Genomic DNA, 25,367 nt, shown 5'->3' on the forward strand with positions numbered 1-25,367 from the left:
CGACGGCGCCGGATGAAGACGCAAGCCAGGCCGCTGGACCAGGACGACCTGGCGATGGCGGACCTCGCCGAGGTTCGGGACTGGACCGCAATCGCCGGTCCGGACAACGACGACTCCGGCCCGCAGGTCGTCCGCGCCCTCGTCCACCGGGTGATGTCCCAGACCCCGTGGCGGCCGTGGCCGCTGGAGCCGGGCGAGGTGATCGCGGCCGAGATGGTCTCGTGGGGCTTCACCACTCCCAGGGGTACGACGATGATCGTGTTCGACGGCCTGGTCTTCTCCGACTGCCCGGACAGCGGCTGGTCGGCGTACGAGATCGGTCCGGACGACATCGCCGCCGCCGAGGCCGGGCTCGACCAGCACTGGCCGGAGCACCTCGCGCTCGCGACCCGGCACTGGGGACCGCCGGACTACGTCGGCGACGACAGCAGCCCGACGTTCGCCGACGAGTGGGAGCCGGGCGCCGGCGCCGGGCGGCGGCATCTCGCGGTCTGGCTGCGGCCGGGTGCGCAGATCCACCTGTACAGCAACAAGCCCTCCAAGGACCCGCTGACGACGTCTGTCGGGGTCAACTACGCCGTCTACATCGACTAGGAGACCCCGAATGAGCGAGCCCTCCCAGGAGCCGGGCCGGATCCGCCGCATGTCCAACCGCGTCTCCCGCTGGCGGAACACGCGGCGCGGTACGAAGACGCTCAAGGCCGCCTACGCCCAGGCCGCGCGGGACGCGAAGCGGATGGACCCGGTGGTCCGCGAGCGGATCGGCCGCGCCAACCTGACCAAGGCCGACCTCCAGATGCTCGCGGAGACCCAGGTCGCCGCGCAGTTCGGCGGGCAGCGGTACGGCGATCTGGCGCAGACGGTCGGCCAGGCGGCTGCCGACCGCGTCCCGGGCGGGCGGGCCAACCGGTTCTCCCGGTGGCGAGCCACCCGACGTGGGACGAAGGCGCTCAAGGCGGCGTACGCGCAGGCGGCCAAGGACGTGAAGAAGATGGATCCGGCGGTCCGCGAGTCGATCGGGCGGCACCGGATCACCCGGTCGGACCTGCAGGCGTTGTCGCAGGGGCGGATGGAGGAGGTCTTCCGTCCGGAGGGGCGGCCCGGGTTGTCGCCCCCTGCACAACAACAGGGTTCTGGTCCGGCACAGCAGCATGCCCAGCAGCCTGCCCAGCAGGAGCCGCTCGCCGACCAGATCCGGGCGGCGCAGCTCCAGCTGCAGGCGACCATGCTGCAGAACCAGCAGTTCCAGCTGCAGCTCGAGGCCATCCAGCAGCAGTTGCTGCAGGCCCAACTCGAGGCCCAGCAACGAATGCAGGCCCTGCAGCAACAACTCCGCGAAGCCCAGGAAGCCGCCCAACAGGCCGGCCTGCAAACCCCAGTCCAGCCCGAAGCCCAAACGCCGACCGGCCCCGAAACCCAGACGCCAACCGGCCCTGAAGCCCAGACGCCGACCGGACCCGAGGCACAGACCCCGACTGGACCTGAGGCACAGACGCCCGCTGAGCCCGCGGCGCAAACGCCGACCGGACCCGAGGCACAGGCACCCGCTGAGCCCGCAGCGCAGGCGCCGACCGGACCGGAGGCGCAGACGCCAGCCGGGCCTGAGGCACAAACGCCCGCCGAGCCCGCAGCGCAGACACCGACTGGACCCGAGGCACAGGCGCCGACCGGCCCCGAGGCTCAGGCACCCGCCGAGCTTGCAGCGCAGACACCGGCCGGGCCCGAGGCACAAGTGCCTGTCGAGCCCGCAGCGCAGACGCCGGATGGGCCTGAGGTGCAGGCGCCGGTGCGGTCTGGGGCTCAGGTCGACGTGCGGGGCTCGGGGCAGGTGGACGGACAGGCAGCTGGTCCGGTGCAGCCGGGCGACCAGCGGGCGGCGTGGGTTGCGTCGGGCACCGGTCAGGCGAACCACCAAGCCGTCCAGTACCGCCCGGGCCCGGATGCTCAGCAACCGCGGTCCGACGCGGAGCAGGCAGCCGTGGCCTCCAACGAACAGTGGTCCCCGGACCCGGCCGTCGCGCCCGACCAGTCGGCGCAGAGCCAGGCCGACGTGAAGGGCGACCTCGCGAAGCAGTTCGGCGCGGCGTTCGACGGCCGGACCCCGCCTCGCATCAGCAACGGGGAGCAGTCAGTCCCCGCAGGCGAGCGGCCGGCCGGCAACGAACACCACCGCCAAGCCGGCCAGTCGGCCACCCGGGACACCAAGACCACGGAGCGCTGACCCGAGCGCAGACCGCACAGAACAACTCATCCGACAAAAGCCTCCGGCCGCGGTGATCGACCGGAGCCTGATGAACCCGCCCGGCGCCTACCGTTGCCGACGCGGGGCCTGACACCTACGGAAGGAACAAGCCCGGAGATGAAGACCCAGGAGAGGCCGCTCGACGAGGACGACCTGGCCATGGCCGACCTCGCCGAGATAGCGGACTGGCGACCGATCGCCGGTCCCGACAGCGACGCGTCCGGCCCGGCCGTCGTACGCGCCCTGGTCCAGCGGGTGATGAACGCGACCGACTGGCAGCCGTGGCCGCTCAAGCCGGGGCAGCAGATCGAGCCCGAGCAGGCGTCCTGGGGGTTCACCACCCGGCGCGGTACGACGATGATCGTGTTCGACGGCATGGCGTTCGCCGACGTCCGGAACGCCGGCTGGTGTGCGTACCGGATCACGCCCGACGACATCCCGGCCGCGGAGGCCGGGCTCGACGAGCACTGGCCGGACCACCTGGAGCTGGCCCGCAAGCACTGGGGTGAGCCCGACTACGTCGGTGACGAGAGCAGCCCGACGTTCCTCGACGAGTGGGCCCCGGGCGCGGGCGCCGACCGCCGGCACCTCGCCGTCTGGGTCCGTCCGGGCGCGCAGCTGCAGCTCTTCAGCAACAAGCCGACCAGAGACCCGCTGACCGTTGCGGTGGGTGTCAACTACGCGGTCTACATCGACTAGGAGATCGACAGATGACGACACCACACCAGGGCTCCGCGCTGTGGGAACAGGGCAACTGGGGTCAGGCGATGGGCTGGCTCGCGGACCGCAGCCCCGAGGAGCAGCTCGCGCTGAAGAAGCTGATCGACAAGCAGCTGGAGCCGCCGGGCCGGATCCTCGGTGCGGTACTGCGGGCGCGTGAGGTGGCTCGGCAGACGGTGATCCGGCTGAGCGATGGTGCGCAGCAGCTGGCCAGCCAGGCACGGGAGTTCGGGCAGAACACCGCGACCCGGGCGGGCGAGGCGTGGCAGGCGACGACCAACCGGGCCAACGAGCTCGGGCAGCAGGCGGCGGGTGCTTACCGGACCGGCCGGGACGCGACGGTCGACGCCGCCCGGCAGGCCGCGGTCGCCGCCGACCTGGCGGCCACAGCTGCCACCGAGCGTGTTCAGGCCGCGGGCCGGGCGGTCGCCGAGGGCGCACAGACCGCGGGGCGGGCGGTTGCCGAAGGCGCGCAGACCGCGGGTCGCGCCGTGGCCGACCGTGCTCAGACTGCGGGTCGTGCGGTGGCGGCGGGTGCTCAGACCGTTGCCGAGGGCGCGCAATCTGCGGGCCGTGCGGTCGCGGAAGGTGCCCAGACCGCGGGTCGCGCGGTCGCTCAGGGAACCCAGGCCGCGGGACGAGCGGTGGCGCAGGGTGCGCAGAACACGGGGCGTGCGGTCGTCGACGGCGCTCAGAGCGCCGGTCGCGCGGTCGCGGAGACCGCGAGTCGCGTGACCCGGTGGGCGCAGGACACCCGGCGGTCGTACACCACTCGGCTCGCCAACGCCGCGCGGGCCGGCTACGAGCAGTTCCGGGTGGACCCGGACCTGAACCGGGCGAGCCCCGAGCGCTCCGACATCGACAGCCTGATCGCGCGCGCCCAGCGGATCGCGGACATGGACTCACCGGAGGCGCGCCAGGAGGCGTTCGCCGAGTTCACCCAGACCGCGGAGACCCTCCGCGGCCGCACCGGCGCCGCCGCCGACACCCGCGCCGCCATGGCAGCCGCCGGCACCGGCGTCACCCCGCCCAAGGTCAACCTCACCAAGCCCGACGGCACCCAACCCCAGCAGCAACCCTCCCAAGGCGCCGCGGAACGCACCACCGGCGTCCAAGGCCAAGCCCCCAAGGACCCAGGAATCACCAAGTAGTTCAGCGGTCCTGGACCACCGAGCAGTCCAGCAGTCCCGAAGCACCAACCATCCCGAACGCCGCCGGGCCGACCCGGCGGCGTTCGCTGTTCCGGTCGGCAAGCACCAGAAAGTCGCCCTTGACGCAACCAGCAGGTTGCAATAGATTATTGGGCAACTGAACGGTTGCTACTCATGGAGGTTGTGATGGGGTTTCCTGATCGGATCGAGCGGACGGTGGACATCGCGCACCCGCCGGCGAAGGTGTGGGCGGCATTGACGACGGCCGAGGGGCTCGGGACGTGGTTCGGCAACCAGGCGTCGATCGACCTGCGGCCGGGTGGTTCGGCCGAGATGACGTGGACCAGCGGCGACCACGCGGAGATGCGGATCGAGCGGGTCGAGGAACCGACCGCGTTCGGCTTCACCTGGCACATCTACGGTCTGCCCGCGGAGGACCCACGGCGTACGTACGTCGAGTTCACCCTCGAGCCCGTGGACGCGGGCACCCGGCTGACGGTCGTCGAGACCGGCTTCGCGCAACTGCCGGAGGACGACTACCGCAAGGCGTTCGACGGCAACACGCGGGGCTGGAAGTCCGAGATCGACGAACTGGTCGACTACCTGGATGCAGCCTGACATGCAGTCCGATCCGAGCAAGGCCGACATGGAGGCGGTGGCGGAGCAGGTGTTCGTCGCCCTGGCCGACCCGAGCCGGCGCAGCATCCTCGCCGCGCTGGCGTCGGGCGGTCCGGCGACGGCCACGGACCTGGCGAACCGCCTGCCGATCACCCGGCAGGCGATCGCCAAGCACCTGACGCTGCTCACCGATGCCGGCCTGGTGACCCCCGAGCACGGCGAACGCCGCCGCGTCCGCTTCCGCCTCCATTCGGCGCCGATGCAGGTGGCCCAGCAGTTCCTGGCCGCGATGGCCCGCGACTGGGACAGCCGCCTCGACGCCCTGAAGGACCACCTCGAGCGCTGACGCCAGGTTCACCTCGAGCTCTGACGCCAGGATCAGCTGAGCGCTGACGCCAGGGTCAGCGGTGGCCGGGCACGCGGACGTCGACCCACACGAGCCGGTGGTCGCTGGTCGGGAACGGGAAGACCCCGGTCAGGCGGGACAGCGGATCCGCCTGCACCGGCCAGAACACACCCGCTCCCACCGGCCGCAACTGGCGCGACGGCAGCACGTAGTCGGCGCGCAGGTTCCCTGGCGCCGGGCTGTCCGCGAAGTCCGCGGTGTCGTACTTCGGGTTGCCGCGATGCGATGCGTTCGCGCCACCCTGGAGTACGGCGGCCTCCGCGGCCCCGGCCGACCGCGGCCTCGGGTCGATGATCCGCGGGTGCTCGATCAACTGCTGGATCGAGCCCGGTACGGAGTCGCCGTCGAGCGGATCGCTGTTCTGGTCGCCCGCGATCACGAACGCGCTGCCCGGCCGCAGTCCGCCGTATCGGCCCTTGTCGTCATAGATGTACGACGACCGCTTGCCGGGCTGCACGTAGTCCGCCCAGAACCGGATCTCGTCGTGGTTGCGCCGCCCGTTGCGGTCCTCGGCGCCGTCGAAGGTGGGCGGCGTCGGGTGCGACACCAGGAAGTGCACGGTGCGCTTGCCGACCTTGATCGGCAGGTCCCAGTGGGACTTGCTGGAGAGCCGGAAGACGTCGAGCTCGGCCGGCGAGTACCAGTCGGACGGCGCCGGGGTGGCCGGGTCGTCCGGCAGCAGCGCGCCGGGCATGTCCTTCCACCGGAAGAGCTGGAACGTGCGCACGTGCCGGGTGTCGATCGGGTAGCGCGAGTAGACGGCCATCCCGAACTGGCCCTCGAACGCACCGAAGCCGAAGGCGTCGTCCCCACCGGCGATCTGGCCGTCGTTGTTCAGGTCGAAGCCGCTCGGGATTCCGGTGTTGGACGGCGCGACGTACACGTACGGGTAGTGGATCGGCTTCGCGCCGCCCTGCCCGACGGCGAGGTAGTTGGCCCGGAACAGGTTCGCGGCCTGCCGGTTCGGCACGAAGTCGAACTCGTTGATCAGCAGCACGTCCGGCCGGGTCCGCTGGATCACCTCGGCGACCGCCTTGGCCTGCGCGTTGGTGCCGGTACTCAGGTCCGCGACCAGCTGCCCGGCCGCTCCCCGGTTCAAGCTTGCGTTGTACGTCGCGAACCGCACCGACTCGTGCCCGCCACCAGCCTCCGCCGGCACCACTCCTGCCAGTCCGGCGCCGAGCACCATCCCGAGCGCTACCAGCAACCCGCCTGTTCTCCGCATGACCAACCCCTCCACTGAGCCCGAATGCGGCCAACGCAAGCACCCGGCCGTTTGCCCCACCTGAACGCCAAGTGAACTCTCAACCGCACCCGACGGCTACAGCTCAGGAGGACTCGGTGGTGACCGGGGTGCCGCGGCGGGCGAGGATGGCGGTGGCGGCGTCGAGGAGGACGGCGCGGATCTCGGCGTCGGTGACACCGAGCTCGAGTTCGGTGGACAGGGCGGCACCCACGGTCTCGACCGCGGCGGCGGCCCGGAGGCGGTCGGCCGGGGTCGGGTCCGGGCCGGCCAGCCACAGCTGGAAGCGCCGGCTCTGTGCGATCAGCTGGTCGAGGTCGTCCCCGAACGCGGCCAGTACGGCGGCGATGTCGCGCAGCAGCGTGGGCCCGGTCGACCGGTGCTCGATCACGACGTCGACGTACGCGCCGAGCAGCTCGCGCTCCGCCTCGGGCGACCACGGCAGTTCGTCGGAGCGGCCGAGGACCTGGAAGATGTCGTCCAGGAAGGTGCCGACGATGGCGCGCAGCAGGTCCTGCTTGGACGAGTAGTGGTAGTACAGCGACGCCTTGGTGATGCCGACCCGCTCGGCGATCTCGCGCAGGCTGGTCTTCTCGTACCCCTGGCCGGAGAACAGCTCGACCGCGGCCCGGTGGATCTCCGTCTTGGTGTCCCGGACCCGCTCACGGGGATTCGTCGCCTGCTGCACGTGACCACCCTCTCACTTCTGTTCCGCCGGGGCCCCTCGACGTGCCTACCGACCGGCAGGTAGTCTACCAACCGACCGGCAGGTAGACAGACCCTCAGGAGGGGTTCGGGGTGTTCACCAAACTCGGACGATTCGTCGTCCACAACCCGTGGAAGGTGATCGCCGCCTGGGTGATCGCGGCGATCGCCGTGGCCGCCTTCGCGCCGACGCTCGCCGACGTGACGAACAAGGACCAGGCGGCGTTCCTGCCCGACAAGTACGAGTCGGTGCAGGCGCAGAAGCTGGCCGCGGACGCCTTCGGGCAGACCAACGACGCGACCGCGAGCATCGTGATCAAGCGCGGCGCCGGCGGTGAACTCACGGCGGCCGACCAGGCCAAGGTGTCCGAGCTGGCGACCAAGATCACCGCGGCGAAGATCGAGCGCGTCACCGGCGCCATCACCGGTCCACAGGCGGTCTCGCCGAACAAGCAGGTCCAAATCGTCAGCGTCGGCCTCAAGGGTCTGCCCGACGACCAGGCCGTGCTGGACGCGGTACAGAAGATCCGTGACGTGACCGGCTCGACGTTGTCCGGCAGCGAGCTCGCGTACGGCGTAACCGGGGACGCGGCGTTGTTCCTCGACAACCAGGACGCGTTCGAGAGCGCGTTCGTGGTGGTCGGCATCGCGACCGTCGTACTGATCATCGGACTGTTGCTGGTCATCTACCGCAGCCCGGTCGCGGCGCTGCTGCCGATCCTCACCGTCGGCCTGGTCGCCGCGATCGCGCCCGGCCTGATCGCCCTGGCCGCCAAGGCATTCGACCTGCAGGTGACGCAGGACCTGCAGACCATCCTGACCGTCGTGTTGTACGGCGTCGGGACCGACTACATCCTGTTCCTGCTGTTCCGCTACCGCGAGCGTCTCCGCGCCGGCGAACCGTCGAAACAAGCCCTGGTGAACGCGACCGCGCGGGTCGCCGAGGTCATCGTGTCGGCCGCGGGCGCGATCATCGTCGCCTTCAGCGCGCTGCTGCTCGCCGTCTTCGGCGGGTTCAAGAGCCTCGGCCCGGGGCTGGCGATCGCGGTCGCGGTGATGGCGTTCGCCGCGATCACGCTGATCCCGGCCGTGGTCTCGCTGCTCGGCCCGAAGGTGTTCTGGCCGTCCAAGTCGTGGCAGAAGACGCCGAAGGGCGCGATGTTCAAGCGGTTCGGCCGGTTCACCGCCCGCCGCCCGGCCGTCGTCGCCGTGGTGTCGGGCGGACTGATGGTCGCGCTGGCGCTCGGCGCGCTGGGGATGAAGGTCGACTACGACGCGTTCAGCCAGTTGCCCGACGGCACGGAGTCCGCGCAGGCGGTCAAGGACCTGCAGGCCGGCTTCCCGGCCGGTGCGCTCAACCCGACCACGGTCTACGTCCGCAGCACCGACGGTACGCCGCTCGACCCGGCCGAGCTCACGACGTACGCCGGGAAGCTCGCGAAGGTGGACGGTGTCGGGACCGTCCTCCCGGCCGGCGCGGACGGCAGTCTGGCCCTGCTCAACCAGGACAAGACCGTTGCCCAGATCAACGTGGTGCTGAGCGACGCGCCGTACTCGACCTCGTCGCTAGACCTGGTCGACGGGAAACTGCGGGACGTCGCGCACGCCGAGGCGCCGGACGGGACGACCGCGCTGCTGGGCGGCGTCACCGCCAGCTACACCGACATCCGGGACGCGAACAGCCGGGACCTCTCGGTGATCTTCCCGGTCGCCGGTGGGCTGATCGCGATCATCCTCGCGCTGCTGCTGCGGTCCCTGCTGGCACCGATCGTGCTGATGATCGCGGTGGTGCTGAGCTTCTTCAGCTCGATCGGCGCGACCGTGCTGGTGTTCCAGGGTGCCGCCGGGCACGCGGGGGTGACGTTCTCGCTGCCGATCATGCTGTACCTGTTCGTCGTTGCCATCGGCACCGACTACAACATCCTGATGATCGCCCGGTTGCGGGAGGAGGCCGAGCAGGGCACCGGGCCGCGCGAGGCCGCCGACCTGGCGATCGAACACGGCGGCCCGTCGGTGGCGGCGGCCGGGCTGATCCTGGCCGGGACGTTCTCCTCGCTGATGCTCGCCGGGATGGCGCTGCTCACCGAGATGGGCTTCTCGGTCGCGGCCGGCATCGTGATCTCCGCCTTCCTGATGTCGATCTTCCTCGTCCCCAGCGTCACCGCGCTGCTCGGCGAACGCGCCTGGTGGCCGCGCAAGCTCAAGCGCCGTCACGGCGTGCCTGAAGAGCGACAGCTCGAGCCGATCGGCTGACCCAAGTCCGCAGGCTGAGGGGTCCTGCGAGAAACGAGGTCCCGGGCCACCTGGTCCGGGACCTCGTTTGTTCATGGGGTTTTGAGCCGAACCGTGAAGATCGGCAGCAGCAGGTGAACGAGCGGCCCGATCGCGAGCGCATAGAAGACGGTGCCGACCCCGATCACGCCGCCGAGCAGGAAGCCGATCGCGAGGACGGTCAGCTCGATCGTCGTCCGGACCAGGCGGACGCTGAGTCCGGTACGGCGTACCAGCCCGGTCATCAGGCCGTCGCGCGGACCGGGGCCGAACTGCGCGCCGATGTACAGCGCACCGGCGAGCGCATTGACCACGACGCCCGCGACCATGAAGAGGATCCGCAGCCAGAGCTCGTCCGGCCGGTCGACCGTGGCCAACGTGAGGTCCGTGACCAGGCCGATGACGATCGCGTTGCTGATCGTGCCGAGCCCGGGCCACTGCCGCAGCGGGATCCACGCCAGCAGGACGACGAAGCTCATCGCGATCACCACGGCACCGAAGCTCAGCGGCAGGTGCTGGGTGATCCCGGAGTGCAGGACGTCCCACGGGTCCAGGCCGAGGTTGCCCTGGATCATCAGCCCCATCGAGGCGCCGTACAGGGTCAGGCCGACGTACAGCTGGACGAGGCGACGCGGAAGGTGGCCTGCCTTCAGCTGCTGGACCGGGTTCAGTGCGGCGAGTTGGCGCGGCGGGGCGTCCGAAGTGGCGGTCACGTTCTTCAGTTTGCGGGTAAGTGGCCTGGTCTTCGATAGCCAATTGCGGGATAGTGGACTGCATGAACCTTCCGGCGAGCACCTTGTCCGGTCTGCTGGGCGCGTGGTCGGACGGCGGTGGGCCGGCGTACCGGCTGCTGGCGGAGCGGTTGCGGCTGCTGATCGCGGACGGGCGGATCATGCCCGGGTCGCGCCTGCCGAGTGAGCGTGAGCTGACGGACGCCCTCGGGGTGAGTCGTACGACGGTCGCGTCGGCGTACCGGGAGCTGCGGGACAGCGGCTACCTGCTGTCGCGGCGCGGGTCGGGCAGCGTGACCGCGCTGCCGTCACGGATCGAGCCCGAGCTCGGGCGGCATCACGCGCCGGGAATCGACACCGACGGCCTGTACGACTTCACGTGCGCGGCGCCGAGCGCCGTACCAGGGATTTCGTCGGCGGTGGCGGAGGCGACGGCGGATCTGCCGGTGCACCTGGCGACGCCGGGGTACCACCCGCAGGGGTTGCCGGTCCTGCGGGAGGAGATCGCGGCGGCGTACGAGGAACGCGGGCTGTCGACCTCGCCGGACCAGATCATCGTCACCGCGGGCGCGCTGGCGGCGACGTCGATCGCGGTCCGGGCGTTCACGCAGATCGGGGACCGGGTGCTCACCGAGAGCCCGACCCACCCGAACTCGGTGGACGCGATCCGGCGCAGCGGTTGCCGGGTGGTGGCGGTGCCGATCAGCCCGGGCGGCTGGGACCTTCCGCTGTTGGAGGCGACGATCCGGCAGACGGCGCCGCGGGCGGCCTGGATGGTGGTCGACTTCCAGAATCCGACCGGCTGGCTGATGCCCGCGGCCGACCGGCAGCGGCTCGCGATCGCGTTCGCCCGGGCGCGGACGACGGCGATCGTCGACGAGACGCTGTTCGAGCTGTCGCTGGACGGACAGGAGATGCCGCCGCCGTTCGCGTCGTACGACCCGGCCGGGGTGATCACGGTCGGCTCGGTGAGCAAGTCGTTCTGGGGCGGGCTGCGGATCGGGTGGATGCGAGTGCCGGATCCGCTGATCGCCCGCGTCCTCGACGCGAAGGCGTCGATGGACCTCGGGGCGCCGGTGCTCGATCAGCTGGTGGTCGCGGGGCTGCTCCGGCGGCGGGCCGAGATCCTGCCCGAGCGGCGGCTCGACCTCGCCCGGCGGCGGGACGCGCTGGTCTCGGCGCTGTCGGAGTACCTGCCGTCGTGGCGGTTCCAGCTGCCGGGTGGCGGGTTGTCGCTGTGGTGCGAGCTGCCGGAGCCGGTCGGCTCGTCCCTGGTCGGCGTCGCGCAACGCAACGGCGTACTCCTCGTCGCCGGCTCCCGCTTCTCCCCCGACACCGGCCTCGAGTCCTTCATCCGCCTCCCCTACACCCTCGACCCCAGCGCCCTCCACGACGGCGTCCGCCGGCTGGCCACGTCGTACGCCGGCCTCACCCCCACCCCCGGCCTCCGACGGACCGCCACCATGATCGCCTGACACGGACCGCCAGGCCATCACAATCCACCGACCGGCGAGGGCCTGCGCTGCGGTCGCTCCGGTCGCGGCGATTGTGATGGCCTGGAGGTCCGCCTCCACGTCATCGCGCCGTAATCGGCTGGGGGAAGGTTCACCTCGGCGGGGGCGTTGGGAGACTATGAGAGTCACTTTGCGAGAGGCGTGAGATGTCGTTCTTCAAGCGCAACACAGCCCTGGTCGAGCCCGAGGCCGCTCTGCCCGGCCGGCCGCAGCCCGGTTTCTCCGTGCCGTCGGAGAACATCGTGCTCGGTACGCCGCAGACCGCCGAGGCCCCCGCGGGCTTCGAGGAGGTCTGGTTCGGCACCGGGTGTTTCTGGGGCACCGAGGAGATCTTCTGGCAGCAGCCCGGGGTCTACACGACCGCGGTCGGCTACGCCGGCGGGTACACCCCCAACCCGTCGTACGAGGAGGTCTGCACCGGCGGCACCGGCCACACCGAGGCGGTCCGGATCGTGTACGACCCGGCCAAGACCAGCTTCACCGACCTGCTGAAGGTCTTCTGGGAGACCCACGACCCGACGCAGGGCATGCGGCAGGGCAACGACCTGGGCTCGCAGTACCGGTCGGCGATCTACTACACCACCGACGCCCAGCGCGCCGAGGCCGAGCGCACCCGGGACCTGTACGCCCCGGTCATCGCCGCCCGCGGCTACGACGCCATCACCACCGAGATCGCCCCGGCCACCACCTTCTTCTACGCCGAGGGCTACCACCAGCAGTACCTCCACAAGAACCCCAACGGCTACCGCTGCCACAGCAACACGGGAGTTCCGTTCCCGGCCTGATCCTTCGGCTGACCGAGGGCTCCACCACCAGGTGGGGCCCTCGTGTGCTGTCAGGGTCAGGGGCGCTCGGCCCGGGGGACGCGGCGGGCGAGGTGGGCGTGGAGCTCGGCGTTGAGTTCCACGGTTTCGGGGAGGACCCGGAGGATGCGGCGGAAGACCTCGTCCCGGTCTGCGGGCGGCAGCATTACGTACGCCGAGATCGTCGAGAGGTGCCCGACGTAGTCGTGGGCAGTCATCGTCAGCCGGCGTTCGATGATCACCTGCCGTACGTCGGTGAACCACTCGGAATGCTGGAGCTCCGTGCCGGGCCACTGCATCGGGCGATCCGCGGGCGTGCCGTCGGGCGACGGGACGCCGTCGTCCTCGAGGTACGGCGAACGGGCAGCCCGCACCGCCTCCCTGACGGTCGGGTCGGCCAGCCCGTTCGGTGCACCGAACGAGGCGAACACGCCACCCGGCCGGACGAGGGCAGCCATGCGGTCCCAGCGGCCTTCGGGGTTGGTCCAATGGAGCGCGGCGGCCGAATACACCAGGTCGTACGACGAATCCAGCGGCAGGTCCTCGAAGGCGGCCTGCACGGTGGTGACGTCGGCCGGCAGGTGTTTGCGCAGCTCCGCGAGCATGGCGGCGTCCGGGTCCGTGGCCGTGACGGCGATCCCTCCCTGCGCGAACAGGCGCGTTGCCTTGCCGGTCCCCGCGCCGATCTCGAGGGCGGTCCGGATCGGCTGACCGGCGTACGCCGTCACCAACTCGAGGATTTCCACGGGATACCCGGGCCGGAACCGCTCGTACGCCTCCGCCACCGCCCCGAAGCTCAACGCGCGCGCAACCATGCCGGCATCCTGGCACCTTCCATACCCCCACCGCTCCCCATTTCCGGCGCGGGCGGGGTTATCGTGACTCGTTCTCGGGGGGACCGAGACGCGATGATCCGCTGGAGGGGACCACCCGATGAAGCTGTACCGCCTCATGCTCACCACGGCCTGCGTTGGTTTGTTCGCCGTCGCCGTACCCGGCCCGGCAGTCGGTGCCGGATCGGCGGCTACCGACGCTGCTCGGGCGACCTCGCCAGTCCCTTGCATCAACAGGGTGGTCTGGACCGACCTGGCGAATGATGCGCACGAGGCGGACATCACGGCCCGCAGGCCGCCGGGGGTCGACCAGTACTTTCTGGCCGACTTCGTCTCCGTCCGGGCGATGTCGACCTGGTACATGTCGGTGACCCGCAGCGGTGCGCAGTACTCCTACGGCCTGCTGCTCCAGGGCGGGAACCTGTACCGGCACTCGACGCTGACCGGCACGCGGCGGGTGACGGCGACCAAGCTCGGCAGCGGCTGGACGAGCTTCAAGTCGATCGCCACCTCCAGGTACGGCGCTCCCGCGCCCGCGCCGGCGCATGCGTTCCTGTACGGGCTGAACAGCAACGGCAACCTCTACCGCTACGCGGCGAACGGCACCGGCTACCGGTCCTACGGTGTGTTCGGCGGCTTCAAGAGCTTCAAGACGATGGCCGTGATCAGCGAACTGAGGGCGTACGACACGCTGCTGATGACGACCACCGCCGGCGCGCTGTACTCGATCCGCATTCCCGTCACCGCGACGGCCAAGCCGGTCGTCAGGATGATCCGGAGCGGCGGCTGGTCGTCGTTCGAGTCGCTGCTCGTCGACCGCTGCGGCAGCAACGGCGCCTCGGTCGTGGTCGGGATCGACCACAACACCGACTCCGGCTACCAGTACGGCGTCAGCAGGATGAACGGCACGGCGACCGCGATCGTCTCCTACGGCAAGGTCCCGGTCGTCTTCAACGGCGTCACCCACGCCTCCCGCACCGACAGCCAACTCGAGGGCGACTAACCCATCGACTTCTGGCCGTCGATGGACTCGCGGATGATGTCGGCGTGGCCGGCGTGCTGGGCGGTTTCGGCAGCGATGTGCAGGAAGACCCGGCGGACCGTCCAGAAGACGCCCGGGGGTTGCCACGGTGCGGCCGGGAGTTCGTAGGCCTGGTCGAGGTCGAGGGTGCGGACGAGGTCGTCGGTCGCAGCGGCGACCTTCTCGTACTCCGCGAGTACGCCGGCCAGCGTCTCGGACTCGGTCAGCCGGAACTGGTCCTCCCACTCGGCGATCAGCTCCGGCGTGAACTCGACCTCCTCCGGCACCTCGTCGCCCCCCGCACCCTGCGCGAACTCGGCCCACTTCCTCTCGACCGCACTGACGTGCTTGATCAGCCCGCCGACGGTCAGCGCGCTGACGGTACTGCGCGTGCTCGCCTGCTCGTCCGTCAGACCTTGGGCCGTGTACCGCAGGAAGTGCCGGTGCTTCCCGAGGAAATCGAGGATGTCGGCCCGCTCACCATTCACGCTCTGTTCGCTCGTCATGGTCCGACTCTAAGGGCTAGGGTGGAGTCTGGGGCCGCCCGCCGAATCTGTTGCTGACAAAGGGTTTTCCGTCACCGAGGGGGCACCACCATGGGTACTGTCACGACCAGCGACGGCATCGAGATCTTCTACAAGGACTGGGGCAGCGGTCAGCCGATCGTCTTCAGTCACGGGTGGCCGTTGTCGGCCGACGACTGGGACACCCAGATGCTGTTCTTCCTGCAGCAGGGGTACCGCGTCGTCGCGCACGACCGCCGCGGCCACGGCCGGTCCACCCAGACGGGCGACGGCCACGACATGGACCACTACGCCGACGACCTGGCCGCCGTCGTCGAGCACCTCGACCTGCACGACGCCATCCATGTCGGCCACTCGACCGGCGGCGGCGAGGTCACGCACTACCTGGCCCGGCACGGCGAGAGCCGCGCCGCCAAGGCCGCGCTGCTGTGCGCCGTACCGCCGCTGATGGTCAAGACCGACGCCAACCCCGAAGGCCTGCCCAAGGACGTCTTCGACGACCTGCAGGCGCAACTGGCCGCGAACCGCTCGGAGTTCTACCGCGCGCTGCCCTCCGGACCGTTCTACGGGTTCAACCGGCCCGGCGCGGAGCCCTCGGAGGCGATCATCGCGAACTGGTGGCGCCAGGGCATGATGGGCGGCGCCAAGGCGCACTACGACGGCATCGTCGCCTTCTCCCAGACCGACTTCACCGAGGACCTCAAGAAGATCACCATCCCGGTCCTGGTGATGCATAGCGAGGACGACCAGATCGTCCCGTACGTCGCCTCTGGCCCGAAGTCGGCGGAGTTGCTGAAGAACAGCGTCCTCAAGACCTACACGGATCTCCCGCACGGCATGCCGACCACCCACGCCGACGCGATCAACGCCGAGCTGCTGGAGTTCCTGCGGTCGTAGGATCTGCCCATGGCTGCTGAGTATGCGATCCGGGCGTTGCGGGACGGCGATCCGGAGGTGATGTCGGCTGCGTTCACCGCGATCGGCTGGGACAAGCCGGTGAGCCAGTACGAGAAGTACCTCGAGGAGCAGGAGTCCGGCCTACGTGACGTCCTGGTGGCGACGGTCGACGACGAGTTCGTCGGATACGTGACGGTGTACTGGGAGTCGGCGTACTTCGGTGCGACGCCGGAGATCGCGGACTTCAACGTGCTTCCGCCGTACCGCCGGCGCGGGATCGGCAGCGGCCTGATGGACGCGGCCGAGGCGCGGGTCTCCGAACGGTCGGCGGTCGTCGGCATCGGGGTCGGCCTGTATGCCGACTACGGCACAGCCCAGCGTATGTACGCACGCCGCGGCTACATCCCGGACGGCCGCGGCTTGGTGTACGACAACAAACCGGTCCCGCCCGGCGACACCGTCCGCGTCGACGACTCCGCCTGCCTGATGTTCACCAAGACCCTGCGCGCGTGACAGCCCGGACCACCACGGCCCGGGCTGTCGTCAGGCGCTACGGGATGGAAGTGAGGTTGAAGGCGTAGCGGGCGGTGGAGTCGGCGATGGCGTCGGCGTTGACGTCGAGCGCGGTGAGGTTCGGGTTGGCGAGGGTGTCGCAGGCTTGGTGGTAGCAGACGTCGTACGCGACTCCCGCCGTACCGCCGAACAACGCTGCCTCGGCCGGGGTCTTGATGCCTTCGGCGCCGGTGAAGATGCCGCCGGACGGGATGCCGACCGCGATGAACGGGCCGTAGTCCGAGCGGCCGGTGAAGTCGGTGCCGACGGTGGGCAGGCCTCGGCCGGCGAAGAAGCGCGCCAACTGGCTCTCGATCTGCGCCGATCCGGGCGGGCCGGCCGGTGCGCCGGTGCCGTCGGAGTCGTCGCCGTCGTACAGCATGTAGGCGTAGTTCGGGGAGGCGACCATGTCGAAGTTGAGGTACACCCGGATCCGGTCGCGCTGGGCGTCGGTCAGGCCCTCGACGTACTGGTCGGACCCGAGCAGGCCGACCTCCTCGGCGGCCCAGAAGGCGAACCGCACCTTGTTCTTCACCGGGGCGAAGCCGCCGAGCTGGATCGCGGTCTCGAGGATGGCCGCCGTACCGGAGCCGTTGTCGTTGATCCCCGGTCCCTCCTCGACGCTGTCGAGGTGCGCGCCGACCATGACGACGTTGTTCGGGTCGCCCTTGCGGGTCTCTCCGAGCACGTTGTAGTCGGTGCCGAGCGTCAGCGTGGAGTCGACCTTGAGCCGGACCCGCGTCCCGGGGTTGAAGGCCAGCTCGTGGCCGACGTTGAAGTCGGCGTAGACCATCGGTACGCCGGCCCGCCACTCGCCGAGGTCGAGCGGTTCGGCGTCGGTCCGGGTCGGTTGGCCCTCGTTGAAGACGATGATGCCGCTCGCGCCGGCGAATCCGGCGTTGCGGATCTTCGTCGCGAACGGGCAGGTGCCGCGCTGGATCAACGCGATGTTGCCACGGACGAAGTCGTCGAAGTCCGACATCTCGCAGCCGCTCGTGGACGACGGGAGCGGTGCCGGCGGCAGGGTCAGGTCGACGTTCTGGACCGTCGCGGTGACGTCGCCCGCCGGCGACGGCGTGAAGGTGAAGAAGTCCTGGTTGGGCACGTAAGCCTTGGATGCCGGCGACAGCTGCTCGAGGACCGGCGGGCTGTTCTCCACCCAGTTCTCGACGAAGTTGATCGGGTCGAGCGTGACCTTGTAGCCGGCCAGGCCGAGCCGCAGGGCGACGTACGCGGCCGACAGGTCGTAGCCCTTGGTGCCGACGGCGCGGTTGCCGCCGTTGTGGTCGGCGATCGCCTGCAGGGCGACCATGTGCTTCCTCGCGTTCTGGCCGGTGACCTTCTTGACCAGCTGCTTGGCGTACCTCTCCTCGATCGACGCGGCCGCGGCCGGGACCTGCTGGACGGCGACCAGAGCAACGGCCGCGACGAGACTGACGGCGCCCACGGCGCCACGACGGAACACACGCATGGTTCCCCCACGAGCAGATAGACCGGTTCCCCCAGGCCTTCGCAACTCGCAATCTAATCCAGCCGGTGGCGGGCGGCCAGAGGTCGGAGTTCCGGAAGCTGAGCGTCCGGAACCTGCTCTAGCGTGAGGGCCATGGGATTCATGGACGGAGTGTCGGGGAAGCGACTCGAGAGCGTGGATCTGGCCGGTGCCCTGGTGCGCGACGTCGACCTGCGCGACGCGCGGTTCGAGCAGGTGGTACTGACCGGGGCGAGGATGCGCGGCGTCGAGCTGGAGCACGTGACGATCGACGGCGCCGTCGAGGGCCTGGTCGTCAACGGGGTGGAGGTCTGGCCGTTCGTCGAGGCCGAGCTGGACCGCCGCTACCCGGATCGCGTGAAGATGCGGCCGACCGACCCGGCCGGCTTCCGGACCGCGTGGGACATCCTCGAGCGGCTGTGGGATGAGACGGTCGCGCGGGCCCGGACGCTGCCGCCGGAATTGCTGCACGAGTCGGTCGACGGCGAGTGGTCGTTCATCCAGACCCTGCGCCATCTGGTGTTCGCCACCGACGCGTGGATCGGCCGGGTGATCCTCGGTGATCCGTCGCCGTGGGACCCGCTCGACCTGCCGTTCGACGGGATGGCCGACGTGCCCGGGATCCCCCGTGACCGCACCGCCCGGCCGTCGCTCGACGAAGTACTTGCCCTACGCAAGGATCGGATGGCGATGGTACGGCGCTTTGTCGACAATCTAACCGTCGACAAGCTGAATGCCGACACCACCCCCGTCCCCGAACCTGCCTGGCCCGCCTCCATCAGCTACCCCGTCCGCGACGTCCTCCTCCTCATCCTCAACGAAGAATGGCAACACCGCCTCTACACCGAACGCGACCTGGACGCCTTAACCTCCTGACAGCGCGGCCAGACGCTGGTTGTGGGCTGCTGTGCATCTGCAGGTCGGAGTCGAGCAGAGCAGAGCGGCAGGGTCGGCAAGGATCAGCTCCTGGGCTGCGGCCAGAACAGACTTGATCGGAATCAGGCGAGCTCGGCAGGAGCCGATGTGAGTTTTGCGGGTGGCTGACCGGAGGACAGGTTCGATCAGGTCGAACTCGTGGCTGGCGCCGGAGACGTTCGGGAACTCGGACCACACGCCGTCGCCGGTCTTCGCGTACCGGTAGAAGCGGGAGCGGCCGAGGAGCTGCTCGGCGAGGTGGATGGTCGAGTTCACCGTGTGACCGACGCCCAGGAGAAGTACGTCGCCGTCGAGCCGGCCGAGCTCCTCGATCGGACCGAGCGGCCAGTCGGACCGATATCCCGCGAGTACGTCGTCGGCGGCGGGACCGACCGCGATGTAGGACAGCAGCGGGTGGGCGGTCCGGGTCAGCTCACGGGTCCGCCGGAAGGTCTCGGGAATGCGGCCGAGTCCACGATCGACCGGCAGGTCCAGGCGGAAGGCGGTCGCCCGGGTGAGTTCCTCGCCGAAGGCGCTCCAGGTGGGCGCGGGATCGTAGGCGTTGTGCGGGCGAGCGGTCCCCGGTGGTGCGCTGATCCCGGTCAGCTCCCAGGTCCCGGCCGGCATCAGCACGGTCCCGCAGGTCCCGGTCAGTGCCTCACAGACCGCCTCCGCGCCGCCATCGACGTACCCGAAGGAGCTCAGCGACGAGTGGACGATCACCCCCGACGACCGCGTGAGCCCCAGCCGTCTGAGTCCGTCGCCGATCTCCGCTGTCGTGACCATGGCCGAATACTCTCAGCCCAGCTCCCCTCCTCGCCTGGCATTTCCGAGGTGCGGTGCAGGTGGCCGTTGTCCCGGGCAACCATATGTTGCCCGGGACAACTAGTTGCCTCAGTCGGTGGTTTGGGCGTCGGCGTGGCGGTGGAAGACTTTCCACTCGCCGTTCTCGCGGCGGTAGAGCTGGGTGACGCGGAGGGTGTACTTCCGCGGTTCGCCCTGCCAGCTGGCGGACGTGTGCTCGTAGCCGATCGTGTAGGCGAGGTCGCCGTGGACGTCGGCCGACAGCACCTCGTGCGTGTACGACGTACAGTCCGAGAACGCCTCCTCCAGCCGGCCGAAGATCTCGTCGGCCGCCGCGGCCGTGGTGCCGGTCATCCAGGCGCCGAGCACGGTGACCGGGTCGCGGTCCGACCAGATCGCCCGGCGGGGGCCGGCGTCACCGTTGTGGATCGCCACCTCGGCGTCCCGGAGCCGCGTGGTCACCCAGTCCAGGAAATCCTCTCGCTCAGTCATGGTCTCCTCCCCTCTCCTGACTCGATTGAACGGCGTCCCGGTCGGGAGCACCAGGGATCGCGGTCCCGGCCTCGCGGGAGATCACGACGTACGCCGGGAGCCAGGAGACCGCGATCAAACCCGTTGCCACCAGCAAGGTCACCCGTGGGCCGAAGAACGTGCCCAAGGCCCCGCCGAGCAGCGCGCCCAACGGGAACAGGCCCATCAGGAGGAACCGCATCGTCGCGTTCACCCGGCCGAGCAGCCGCTCGGGCACGATCCGTTGCCGGAGCGTCACCGAGGTGATCGCGTAGACGATCTGCCCGAACTCTCCGATCGCCCCGCCGACGACCAGCAGGACGACGAGCCATCCCGGTTGCGCCAGCGGCCCGACGACGCCGAGGGGTCCGGTCACGGCGAGAGAGAGCCAGATGATCCGCGCGTTTCCGAATCGCCGCGCCAACCGCGGAGTCACCGCCGCGCCGAGCATGGCGGTCACCGAACCGACCGCCAGCACGATCCCGATCCAGCCCGGCGTCAGGCCGAGGGTCCGGACCATGAAGATGAAGCTCACCGCGGACGCGACCGCGAAGGCGAAGTTGTTCACCGCGCTCGTGATCGCGAGGGCCCGGATCAGCCGGTGCCGGGCGACGTACGCGAGCCCCTCCCGGATCTCCGTCCACAACCTCGATTCACCGGCGGGCCGCCGTACCTCCTCGCGGGTCCGGATCGCCAGCAGGGACAGCGCGGACGCGAAGAAGGTGGCCGCCTGGATCAGTACAACGTTCGCCGCGCCGATCGCCGTGACCAGCCAGCCGCCCAGCCCCGGACCGGCGACCTGACCACTCGCCCGGATGGTCTCCATCGCCGAGTTGCCGGTGAGCAGGCGATCCGGGCCGATCACCGTCGGCAGGTAGCTCTGGTAGCCGACGTCGAAGAACACCCGCGCGAACCCGGTCAGCAACGACACCACGACCAGTTGCGTGATCGTCAGTACGCCGGCCAGCGCGGCGACCGGGATCGTCGCCAGCAGGCCGGCGCGGACGAGGTCACTCGCCACCAGGATGCGGCGCCGCCGCCACCGGTCCACCCACGCGCCGGCGGGCAGGCCGATGAGCGCGAACGCGATCGTGCTCGAGGCGGTCACCAGCCCGAGCTCGAACGGGGTGGCGCCCAGAGTGAGCACGGCCAGCAGCGGTATGGCCACGCCACTGATCTGCGCCCCGAACTGACTGGTCGTCTGACCGACCAGCAACCAACGGAAATCCCTTGTCACGACTGCCTCCACAGAACCGGATGGAATCCCACCCGCCTGCAGAATTCGTCGCTAGGGGTGGGGCACGTTACCGGACCTGCGATCCGACGGCAACTACCGCGCCTGGAACGCCCCCGTCGCCCGATAGGCGGCGTACAGCTCCAGCGCCACGCGGGTCGGCGGATGCAACTCCCCCGGCGCCTCCCCGAAGAACCCGGCCTCCGACACCTCCCCCGGATCCGGCGTCAACACCCCACTCCAGCGCCGCGCCTCGAAGCACACGGCGAAGCACTGGAGGACGTCGCCGTTCGGGTAGGTGAGCGTGTGCAGCTCGGCCTCGGACAGCGAGGCGAACGGGACGAGTTCGTCCGCCGCCACCGTGAGGCCGGTCTCCTTGAGGAACTCGCGGGCAGCCGTCGTCCGGAAGCTGTCACCGGGCTCGGCGGCGCCGGCCGGCAGCTCCCAGAGGCCGGTGTCGCGGCTGCGCTGGAACAGGATCCGGTCGTCGCGGTCGATCGCCAGGACCTGTGCGCCCGGCATCAGGAGGAGGCGGGAGCCGACGTCGCGGCGGAGCTGGTGGAGGTAGGAAGCTGTCATGGTGAGAGGGTGAAGCATGGAGTGGATCAGGCGGCGGGCGGGGAGTCTGCTGGCAGTGGGCCTTGTGCTCGGGATCGGCTGGACGGTCGCGGTCACTACGTCGATGCCGAACTGGTTCGATTCGGACGAGGCCTGTGCACTGCGGTTCGGCGGCGCGGACAGTTCGAACGTCGAGGTGCACACGGGCTGGTTCCCGCCGTCGGCGACCTGTGACTTCGGCAACGGGAACGTGCAGGACTACATCTCGCCGACCAGGTCCGCGGTACTTTCCGTCACCGGCGTACTGATCCTCGTCGTCCTGCTAGCCGGCCTGGCCCTGACCGTACGGCGCTTGACCGGCGAGCCGGGTCCGCAACGAACCGCGGACGGGATCGACCTGGCCAAGCGGCGACGGAACCAGCTGACCTTCGGCGCCCTCGACCTGGCGGTCGTCGTCGCCGTCCTGACCGCCGGCAATGCGTTCGCGATCGTCCTCGGCGGCCTCCCGGGTGGGATCCTGTTCGCCCTCGCCACCGCGACCGGGTTGTCGGCGCTGGCCGTCGTACTCGACCGACATCTCGGCCCACTTCCGAGTACGGCGCTCGACAGCCGCCGCCGTGGTACGACGGCCGGCCTGATCGTGTTCGCGGCGATCTTCGCGGCGACCGCGATCACCGGACAGATGCCGTTCTTCCGGCTGTGGGCGGCCCCGCTGGGCGCGATCGCGTACGCCGTCGTGGTCGCCGTCCAGTGGTCCCGCCTACCCCACTACCGACGGGACCACCGGACGACGCATCAGTCAGTCGGCTGAACGCTCCGGCCAACCGGGAAGGATGTTCTGGTTGAGGTGGAACACGTTCTCGGGGTCGAACTCGCACTTGACCCGCGAGAGCCGGTCGTAGTTCTCCTGGCCGAATCCGGCGACCACCCGGTTCTGGCCCTCGTTGCCGATGAAGTTCAGGTACACGTACCCGGTCGCCCACTCCTTCAGATCGGTGCACAGGTCGTGCGACCACTGCCGACTGCGGGCGTCGTCCGCCGGATCCGACCAGAGCCCGAACGGGTGCACCACCCACGCGGCCCGGCGGTGCGGCAACGGCCACTTCTCGGCACCTCGCAGGACGGCCCCACCCCACGGGAGTGCAATCTGCTGCGACGGCGACGGTGCCGGCATGTCCAGCGCGCGGTCGTTGAACGCCTCGACGGCGGCGTCCGGGAACGACGACAGGTGCTCGGCCGACCAGTAGTTGCGGTAGCCGGGCGGATCGTCCATCGCCGAGTTCACGTCGGCGTACGGCATCTCGGCGACGAGCTCGGCGGCCGGCCCGAGCGCGAACATCGGCGCGAAGACGTCCCGCGCCTCCGCCTCGGGACCGGCGTACACCGCCCCGGCCGCGATCACCCGCTCCCCCTGCAGGTGCTCGGGCACGAACGGCTCCGGCGGCCCGGTCAGGAAGAACACACCACCGCCGAGCTCATCGGGGACGCCCGCCTCGATCAGGTCGCGGTACGCGCGGATCACCGCCGTGCCCGCCTCAGCGGGCCACATCAGCAACGCCAACGTTGCCGTCGGCACCTCTTCCAGCCGGAAGGTCAGCGACGTCGCCACCCCGAAGTTCCCGCCGCCGCCGTGCAGGGCCCAGAACAGCTCGGTGTTCTTCGTCTCGTCGGCGATCAGCAGCCGGCCGTCGGCGGTGACCAGCTCGACCGAGATCAGGTTGTCGCAGGCCAACCCGAACCTCCGCTCCAGCCACCCCGATCCGCCGCCGAGCGTCAGCCCGGCCACCCCGGTCGTCGACACCCGGCCGCCCGTGGTCGCCAGCCCGTACGGCTGGCACGCCCGGTCGAAGTCGCCCCAGGTCGCGCCCCCGGCGACCCGGGCGATCCGGCCGTCCGGGTCGACCTGCACACTGTTCATCCGGCGCAGGTCGACCACGAGCCCGCCCTCGGACACCGCCGTACCGGCCACGCCGTGACCGCCGCCGCGGACGGCGATCTCGAGCTCCTGGGCGACGCCGTACTTCACCGCCGCGACCACGTCGGCCGCGGACTCGCACTGCGCGATCATCGCCGGCCGCTTGTCGACCATCCCGTTGAAGACCGTCCGGGCCTGGTCGTACGCCGGATCGCCGGACCGCAGGACGACGCCCCCGAACCCCTCCGGTCTCGCCCCCGCCGGCCGCTCGATCGTGTCGGACATGGTGGAACTCCCCCTCGTCGCCGTTCCCCAGGTGACACGCCCGATCGTGCGCCTGTCCGGCCGAGCCGGTCAACCATTCGATCCCTTGCGTACCAAGGGTTTGCGGTCGGTCACGGCCCGGAGCCGTCCGACCTGTCGTCGCCGTTGCGCGGTCGATAGGGTGGAGTGCATGGACGCGCGACCGGCGGCGGTGATCGGTGGACCGGAGCAGGTGCTGACCGAGGACGAGGTGGTCGGCTTCGTCGGCGACTCGTTGAGCAGTGCGGGGCTGGAGGGCCGGAGCGTCTGCGTGATCGTCCCGGACGCGACCCGCAGCTGCCCGCTCCCGCTGCTGCTGAAGGCGGTGCACCAGGCGCTGTCCGGCCGGGTCTCCAAGCTGACCATCCTGGTTGCCCTGGGCACCCACGCAGAGATGACGCCGGACGAGTTGCGCGTCCACCTCGGCGGTGAGTACGACGGTGTGCTCAATCACGAGTGGTGGAAGCCGGACACGTTCGCCGACCTCGGCACGATCGGCGCGGACCGGGTCGGTGAGATCTCCGGCGAGATGCTGCGCGACGAAGTACCGGTGAAGCTCAACCGGGCCGTGGTCGAGCACGACGTCGCGCTCGTCGTCGGCCCGGTGTTCCCGCACGAGGTGGTCGGCTTCTCCGGCGGCAACAAGTACTTCTTCCCGGGCGTGGCCGGCCAGGAGGTCATCGACTTCTCCCACTGGCTCGGCGCGCTGATCACCAGCGCCGCCATCATCGGTACGCCGGGGACCACACCGGTCCGGGCGTTGATCGACGAGGCCGCCGCGATGATCCCGGCGGAGAAGCTCGCACTGTCCGTGGTCGCCCAGTCGGGCACGGAGGCCCTGCACGCGGTGGCCTTCGGCGACACCATCTCGTCCTGGCGGGCAGCCGCCGAGATCTCCGCGCAGACGCACGTCCGCTACGTCGACCATCCCGTCCAGCGGGTCGTCTCGCTGATGCCGACGAAGTACCAGGACATCTGGACGGCCGCGAAGGGGTTCTACAAGGTCGAGCCGGTCGTCGCCGACGGCGGTGAGGTGATCCTGTACGCCCCGCACGTGACGCAGCTGGCCGCGATGCACCCCGAGATTGAGGAGATCGGCTACCACTGCCGGGACTACTTCCTCGGTCAGTGGGAACGCTTCCGCGACCTCCACTGGGGCGTGCTCGCCCACTCCACCCACCTGCGCGGTTCCGGCACCTGGGACCCGGCGACCGGCGAGCACCTGCGCGTGCACGTCACGCTCGCGACCGGGATCGCGCCCGAGGTCGTCCGCCGGGCGAACCTGGCGCCGCTCGACCCGGCCGACGTCGACCTGACGGCGTACGAGAACGACCCGGACACCCTGGTCATCCCGAACGCCGGCGAGATCCTGTACCGGCTGAAGCACTAGCCGGGCCACGTGACCCGC

General features: G+C 70.1%; 26 protein-coding genes. 15 read left to right on the forward strand and 11 right to left on the reverse strand.

The genetic code is table 11. From position 1 onward, the window contains the following. Nucleotides 1–12 precede the first annotated feature (12 nt). From ACQPYZ_RS28560 to ACQPYZ_RS28585, 6 genes are all read left to right on the forward strand, one after another. Nucleotides 13–594: a hypothetical protein gene (locus tag ACQPYZ_RS28560; protein ID WP_433161504.1), complete on the forward strand. Its 582-nt coding sequence runs from the start codon at nucleotides 13–15 to the stop codon at nucleotides 592–594. A gap of 10 nt (nucleotides 595–604) precedes the next feature. Then, nucleotides 605–2,221, forward strand: a complete 1,617-nt coding sequence (locus tag ACQPYZ_RS28565; RefSeq protein ID WP_433161506.1) for a hypothetical protein — start codon at nucleotides 605–607, stop codon at nucleotides 2,219–2,221. A gap of 138 nt (nucleotides 2,222–2,359) precedes the next feature. Then, nucleotides 2,360–2,941: a hypothetical protein gene (locus tag ACQPYZ_RS28570; RefSeq protein WP_433161508.1), complete on the forward strand. Its 582-nt coding sequence runs from the start codon at nucleotides 2,360–2,362 to the stop codon at nucleotides 2,939–2,941. A gap of 11 nt (nucleotides 2,942–2,952) precedes the next feature. Then, complete coding sequence (locus ACQPYZ_RS28575) at nucleotides 2,953–4,113, forward strand: hypothetical protein (protein ID WP_433161510.1); 1,161 nt, start codon at nucleotides 2,953–2,955, stop codon at nucleotides 4,111–4,113. Between the two features lie 186 nt (nucleotides 4,114–4,299). Beyond that, nucleotides 4,300–4,731, forward strand: a complete 432-nt coding sequence (locus ACQPYZ_RS28580) for an SRPBCC domain-containing protein (protein WP_433161511.1) — start codon at nucleotides 4,300–4,302, stop codon at nucleotides 4,729–4,731. Continuing rightward, the gene (locus ACQPYZ_RS28585; protein ID WP_433161513.1) at nucleotides 4,721–5,077 is read left to right on the forward strand and encodes an ArsR/SmtB family transcription factor; all 357 of its coding nucleotides are present in this window, start codon (nucleotides 4,721–4,723) and stop codon (nucleotides 5,075–5,077) included. The genes ACQPYZ_RS28580 and ACQPYZ_RS28585 overlap by 11 nt, the downstream gene beginning before the upstream one ends. Nucleotides 5,078–5,132: 55 nt before the next feature. Here the strand turns inward: ACQPYZ_RS28585 and ACQPYZ_RS28590 are convergent, their stop codons facing one another. Together ACQPYZ_RS28590 and ACQPYZ_RS28595 are read right to left on the reverse strand one after the other, a co-directional pair. After that, entirely contained in the window at nucleotides 5,133–6,362 is a 1,230-nt protein-coding gene (locus ACQPYZ_RS28590; protein ID WP_433161514.1) for an endonuclease/exonuclease/phosphatase family protein, read from the reverse strand. Nucleotides 6,363–6,465: 103 nt separating this feature from the next. Beyond that, nucleotides 6,466–7,068 (reverse strand): TetR/AcrR family transcriptional regulator, encoded by a 603-nt coding sequence (locus tag ACQPYZ_RS28595; RefSeq protein WP_433161516.1) that lies wholly within the window; start codon nucleotides 7,066–7,068, stop codon nucleotides 6,466–6,468. A 110-nt stretch (nucleotides 7,069–7,178) separates the two neighbouring features. On the opposite strand from ACQPYZ_RS28595, the gene ACQPYZ_RS28600 reads away from it, so the two are divergent. Further along, nucleotides 7,179–9,338, forward strand: a complete 2,160-nt coding sequence (locus tag ACQPYZ_RS28600; RefSeq protein ID WP_433161518.1) for an MMPL family transporter — start codon at nucleotides 7,179–7,181, stop codon at nucleotides 9,336–9,338. Nucleotides 9,339–9,409: 71 nt separating this feature from the next. On the opposite strand, the gene ACQPYZ_RS28605 is transcribed toward ACQPYZ_RS28600, so the two are convergent. Next, nucleotides 9,410–10,069, reverse strand: a complete 660-nt coding sequence (locus ACQPYZ_RS28605; RefSeq protein ID WP_433161519.1) for a YczE/YyaS/YitT family protein — start codon at nucleotides 10,067–10,069, stop codon at nucleotides 9,410–9,412. A 62-nt stretch (nucleotides 10,070–10,131) separates the two neighbouring features. Here ACQPYZ_RS28605 and ACQPYZ_RS28610 point away from each other — a divergent pair, with 62 nt between their 5' ends. Together ACQPYZ_RS28610 and msrA are read left to right on the forward strand one after the other, a co-directional pair. After that, nucleotides 10,132–11,562 carry a PLP-dependent aminotransferase family protein gene (locus ACQPYZ_RS28610; RefSeq protein ID WP_433161521.1) on the forward strand — a complete coding sequence of 477 codons (1,431 nt, stop codon included), beginning with the start codon at nucleotides 10,132–10,134 and terminating at the stop codon, nucleotides 11,560–11,562. 185 nt (nucleotides 11,563–11,747) lie between these two features. Continuing rightward, the gene (msrA, locus tag ACQPYZ_RS28615; protein ID WP_433161522.1) at nucleotides 11,748–12,386 is read left to right on the forward strand and encodes a peptide-methionine (S)-S-oxide reductase MsrA; all 639 of its coding nucleotides are present in this window, start codon (nucleotides 11,748–11,750) and stop codon (nucleotides 12,384–12,386) included. Between the two features lie 56 nt (nucleotides 12,387–12,442). Here the strand turns inward: msrA and ACQPYZ_RS28620 are convergent, their stop codons facing one another. Next, complete coding sequence (locus ACQPYZ_RS28620; protein ID WP_433161524.1) at nucleotides 12,443–13,219, reverse strand: class I SAM-dependent methyltransferase; 777 nt, start codon at nucleotides 13,217–13,219, stop codon at nucleotides 12,443–12,445. Between the two features lie 256 nt (nucleotides 13,220–13,475). Here ACQPYZ_RS28620 and ACQPYZ_RS28625 point away from each other — a divergent pair, with 256 nt between their 5' ends. Then, nucleotides 13,476–14,240: a hypothetical protein gene (locus tag ACQPYZ_RS28625; RefSeq protein WP_433161525.1), complete on the forward strand. Its 765-nt coding sequence runs from the start codon at nucleotides 13,476–13,478 to the stop codon at nucleotides 14,238–14,240. On the opposite strand, the gene ACQPYZ_RS28630 is transcribed toward ACQPYZ_RS28625, so the two are convergent. Further along, nucleotides 14,237–14,764 carry a DinB family protein gene (locus tag ACQPYZ_RS28630; protein WP_433161526.1) on the reverse strand — a complete coding sequence of 176 codons (528 nt, stop codon included), beginning with the start codon at nucleotides 14,762–14,764 and terminating at the stop codon, nucleotides 14,237–14,239. The genes ACQPYZ_RS28625 and ACQPYZ_RS28630 overlap by 4 nt on opposite strands. 90 nt (nucleotides 14,765–14,854) lie before the next feature. Between ACQPYZ_RS28630 and ACQPYZ_RS28635 the strand changes: the two genes are divergently transcribed. Beyond that, on the forward strand, nucleotides 14,855–15,679 hold the full coding sequence (locus tag ACQPYZ_RS28635; RefSeq protein WP_433161528.1) for an alpha/beta fold hydrolase: 825 nt from the start codon (nucleotides 14,855–14,857) through the stop codon (nucleotides 15,677–15,679). Nucleotides 15,680–15,688: 9 nt separating this feature from the next. Further along, nucleotides 15,689–16,192, forward strand: coding sequence for a GNAT family N-acetyltransferase (locus tag ACQPYZ_RS28640; protein WP_433161529.1), 504 nt, complete (start codon nucleotides 15,689–15,691; stop codon nucleotides 16,190–16,192). 37 nt (nucleotides 16,193–16,229) lie between these two features. Here ACQPYZ_RS28640 and ACQPYZ_RS28645 read toward each other — a convergent pair whose 3' ends face one another. After that, nucleotides 16,230–17,702 carry a M28 family metallopeptidase gene (locus ACQPYZ_RS28645; protein WP_433161531.1) on the reverse strand — a complete coding sequence of 491 codons (1,473 nt, stop codon included), beginning with the start codon at nucleotides 17,700–17,702 and terminating at the stop codon, nucleotides 16,230–16,232. Nucleotides 17,703–17,834: 132 nt separating this feature from the next. Between ACQPYZ_RS28645 and ACQPYZ_RS28650 the strand changes: the two genes are divergently transcribed. Continuing rightward, nucleotides 17,835–18,596 carry a DinB family protein gene (locus ACQPYZ_RS28650; protein ID WP_433161533.1) on the forward strand — a complete coding sequence of 254 codons (762 nt, stop codon included), beginning with the start codon at nucleotides 17,835–17,837 and terminating at the stop codon, nucleotides 18,594–18,596. Here ACQPYZ_RS28650 and ACQPYZ_RS28655 read toward each other — a convergent pair. The 4 genes from ACQPYZ_RS28655 to ACQPYZ_RS28670 all read right to left on the reverse strand — a co-directional run bounded on the left by ACQPYZ_RS28655 (nucleotide 18,585) and on the right by ACQPYZ_RS28670 (nucleotide 21,762). After that, nucleotides 18,585–19,421 carry an AAC(3) family N-acetyltransferase gene (locus ACQPYZ_RS28655; RefSeq protein ID WP_433161535.1) on the reverse strand — a complete coding sequence of 279 codons (837 nt, stop codon included), beginning with the start codon at nucleotides 19,419–19,421 and terminating at the stop codon, nucleotides 18,585–18,587. The two genes, ACQPYZ_RS28650 and ACQPYZ_RS28655, sit on opposite strands and share 12 nt — an antisense overlap. A gap of 108 nt (nucleotides 19,422–19,529) precedes the next feature. Then, a complete protein-coding gene (locus ACQPYZ_RS28660) occupies nucleotides 19,530–19,931 on the reverse strand; it encodes a nuclear transport factor 2 family protein (protein ID WP_433161537.1) in 402 nt (133 codons plus the stop codon). Beyond that, nucleotides 19,924–21,186 carry an MFS transporter gene (locus ACQPYZ_RS28665; RefSeq protein WP_433161539.1) on the reverse strand — a complete coding sequence of 421 codons (1,263 nt, stop codon included), beginning with the start codon at nucleotides 21,184–21,186 and terminating at the stop codon, nucleotides 19,924–19,926. Before ACQPYZ_RS28665 ends, ACQPYZ_RS28660 begins: the two co-directional genes overlap by 8 nt. Before the next feature lie 93 nt (nucleotides 21,187–21,279). Continuing rightward, nucleotides 21,280–21,762 (reverse strand): NUDIX domain-containing protein, encoded by a 483-nt coding sequence (locus ACQPYZ_RS28670; protein ID WP_433161542.1) that lies wholly within the window; start codon nucleotides 21,760–21,762, stop codon nucleotides 21,280–21,282. Nucleotides 21,763–21,778: 16 nt separating this feature from the next. Between ACQPYZ_RS28670 and ACQPYZ_RS28675 the strand changes: the two genes are divergently transcribed. Then, nucleotides 21,779–22,552 (forward strand): hypothetical protein, encoded by a 774-nt coding sequence (locus ACQPYZ_RS28675; RefSeq protein ID WP_433161545.1) that lies wholly within the window; start codon nucleotides 21,779–21,781, stop codon nucleotides 22,550–22,552. On the opposite strand, the gene ACQPYZ_RS28680 is transcribed toward ACQPYZ_RS28675, so the two are convergent. After that, nucleotides 22,541–23,941: an FAD-binding oxidoreductase gene (locus ACQPYZ_RS28680; RefSeq protein WP_433161548.1), complete on the reverse strand. Its 1,401-nt coding sequence runs from the start codon at nucleotides 23,939–23,941 to the stop codon at nucleotides 22,541–22,543. The two genes, ACQPYZ_RS28675 and ACQPYZ_RS28680, sit on opposite strands and share 12 nt — an antisense overlap. 169 nt (nucleotides 23,942–24,110) lie before the next feature. On the opposite strand from ACQPYZ_RS28680, the gene ACQPYZ_RS28685 reads away from it, so the two are divergent. Then, nucleotides 24,111–25,349: a lactate racemase domain-containing protein gene (locus ACQPYZ_RS28685; protein WP_433161550.1), complete on the forward strand. Its 1,239-nt coding sequence runs from the start codon at nucleotides 24,111–24,113 to the stop codon at nucleotides 25,347–25,349. The last annotated feature ends 18 nt before the right edge of the window (nucleotides 25,350–25,367 follow it).

The sequence above is a fragment of the Kribbella sp. CA-247076 genome (assembly GCF_050942445.1).
Taxonomy (GTDB): Bacteria; Actinomycetota; Actinomycetes; order Propionibacteriales; family Kribbellaceae; genus Kribbella.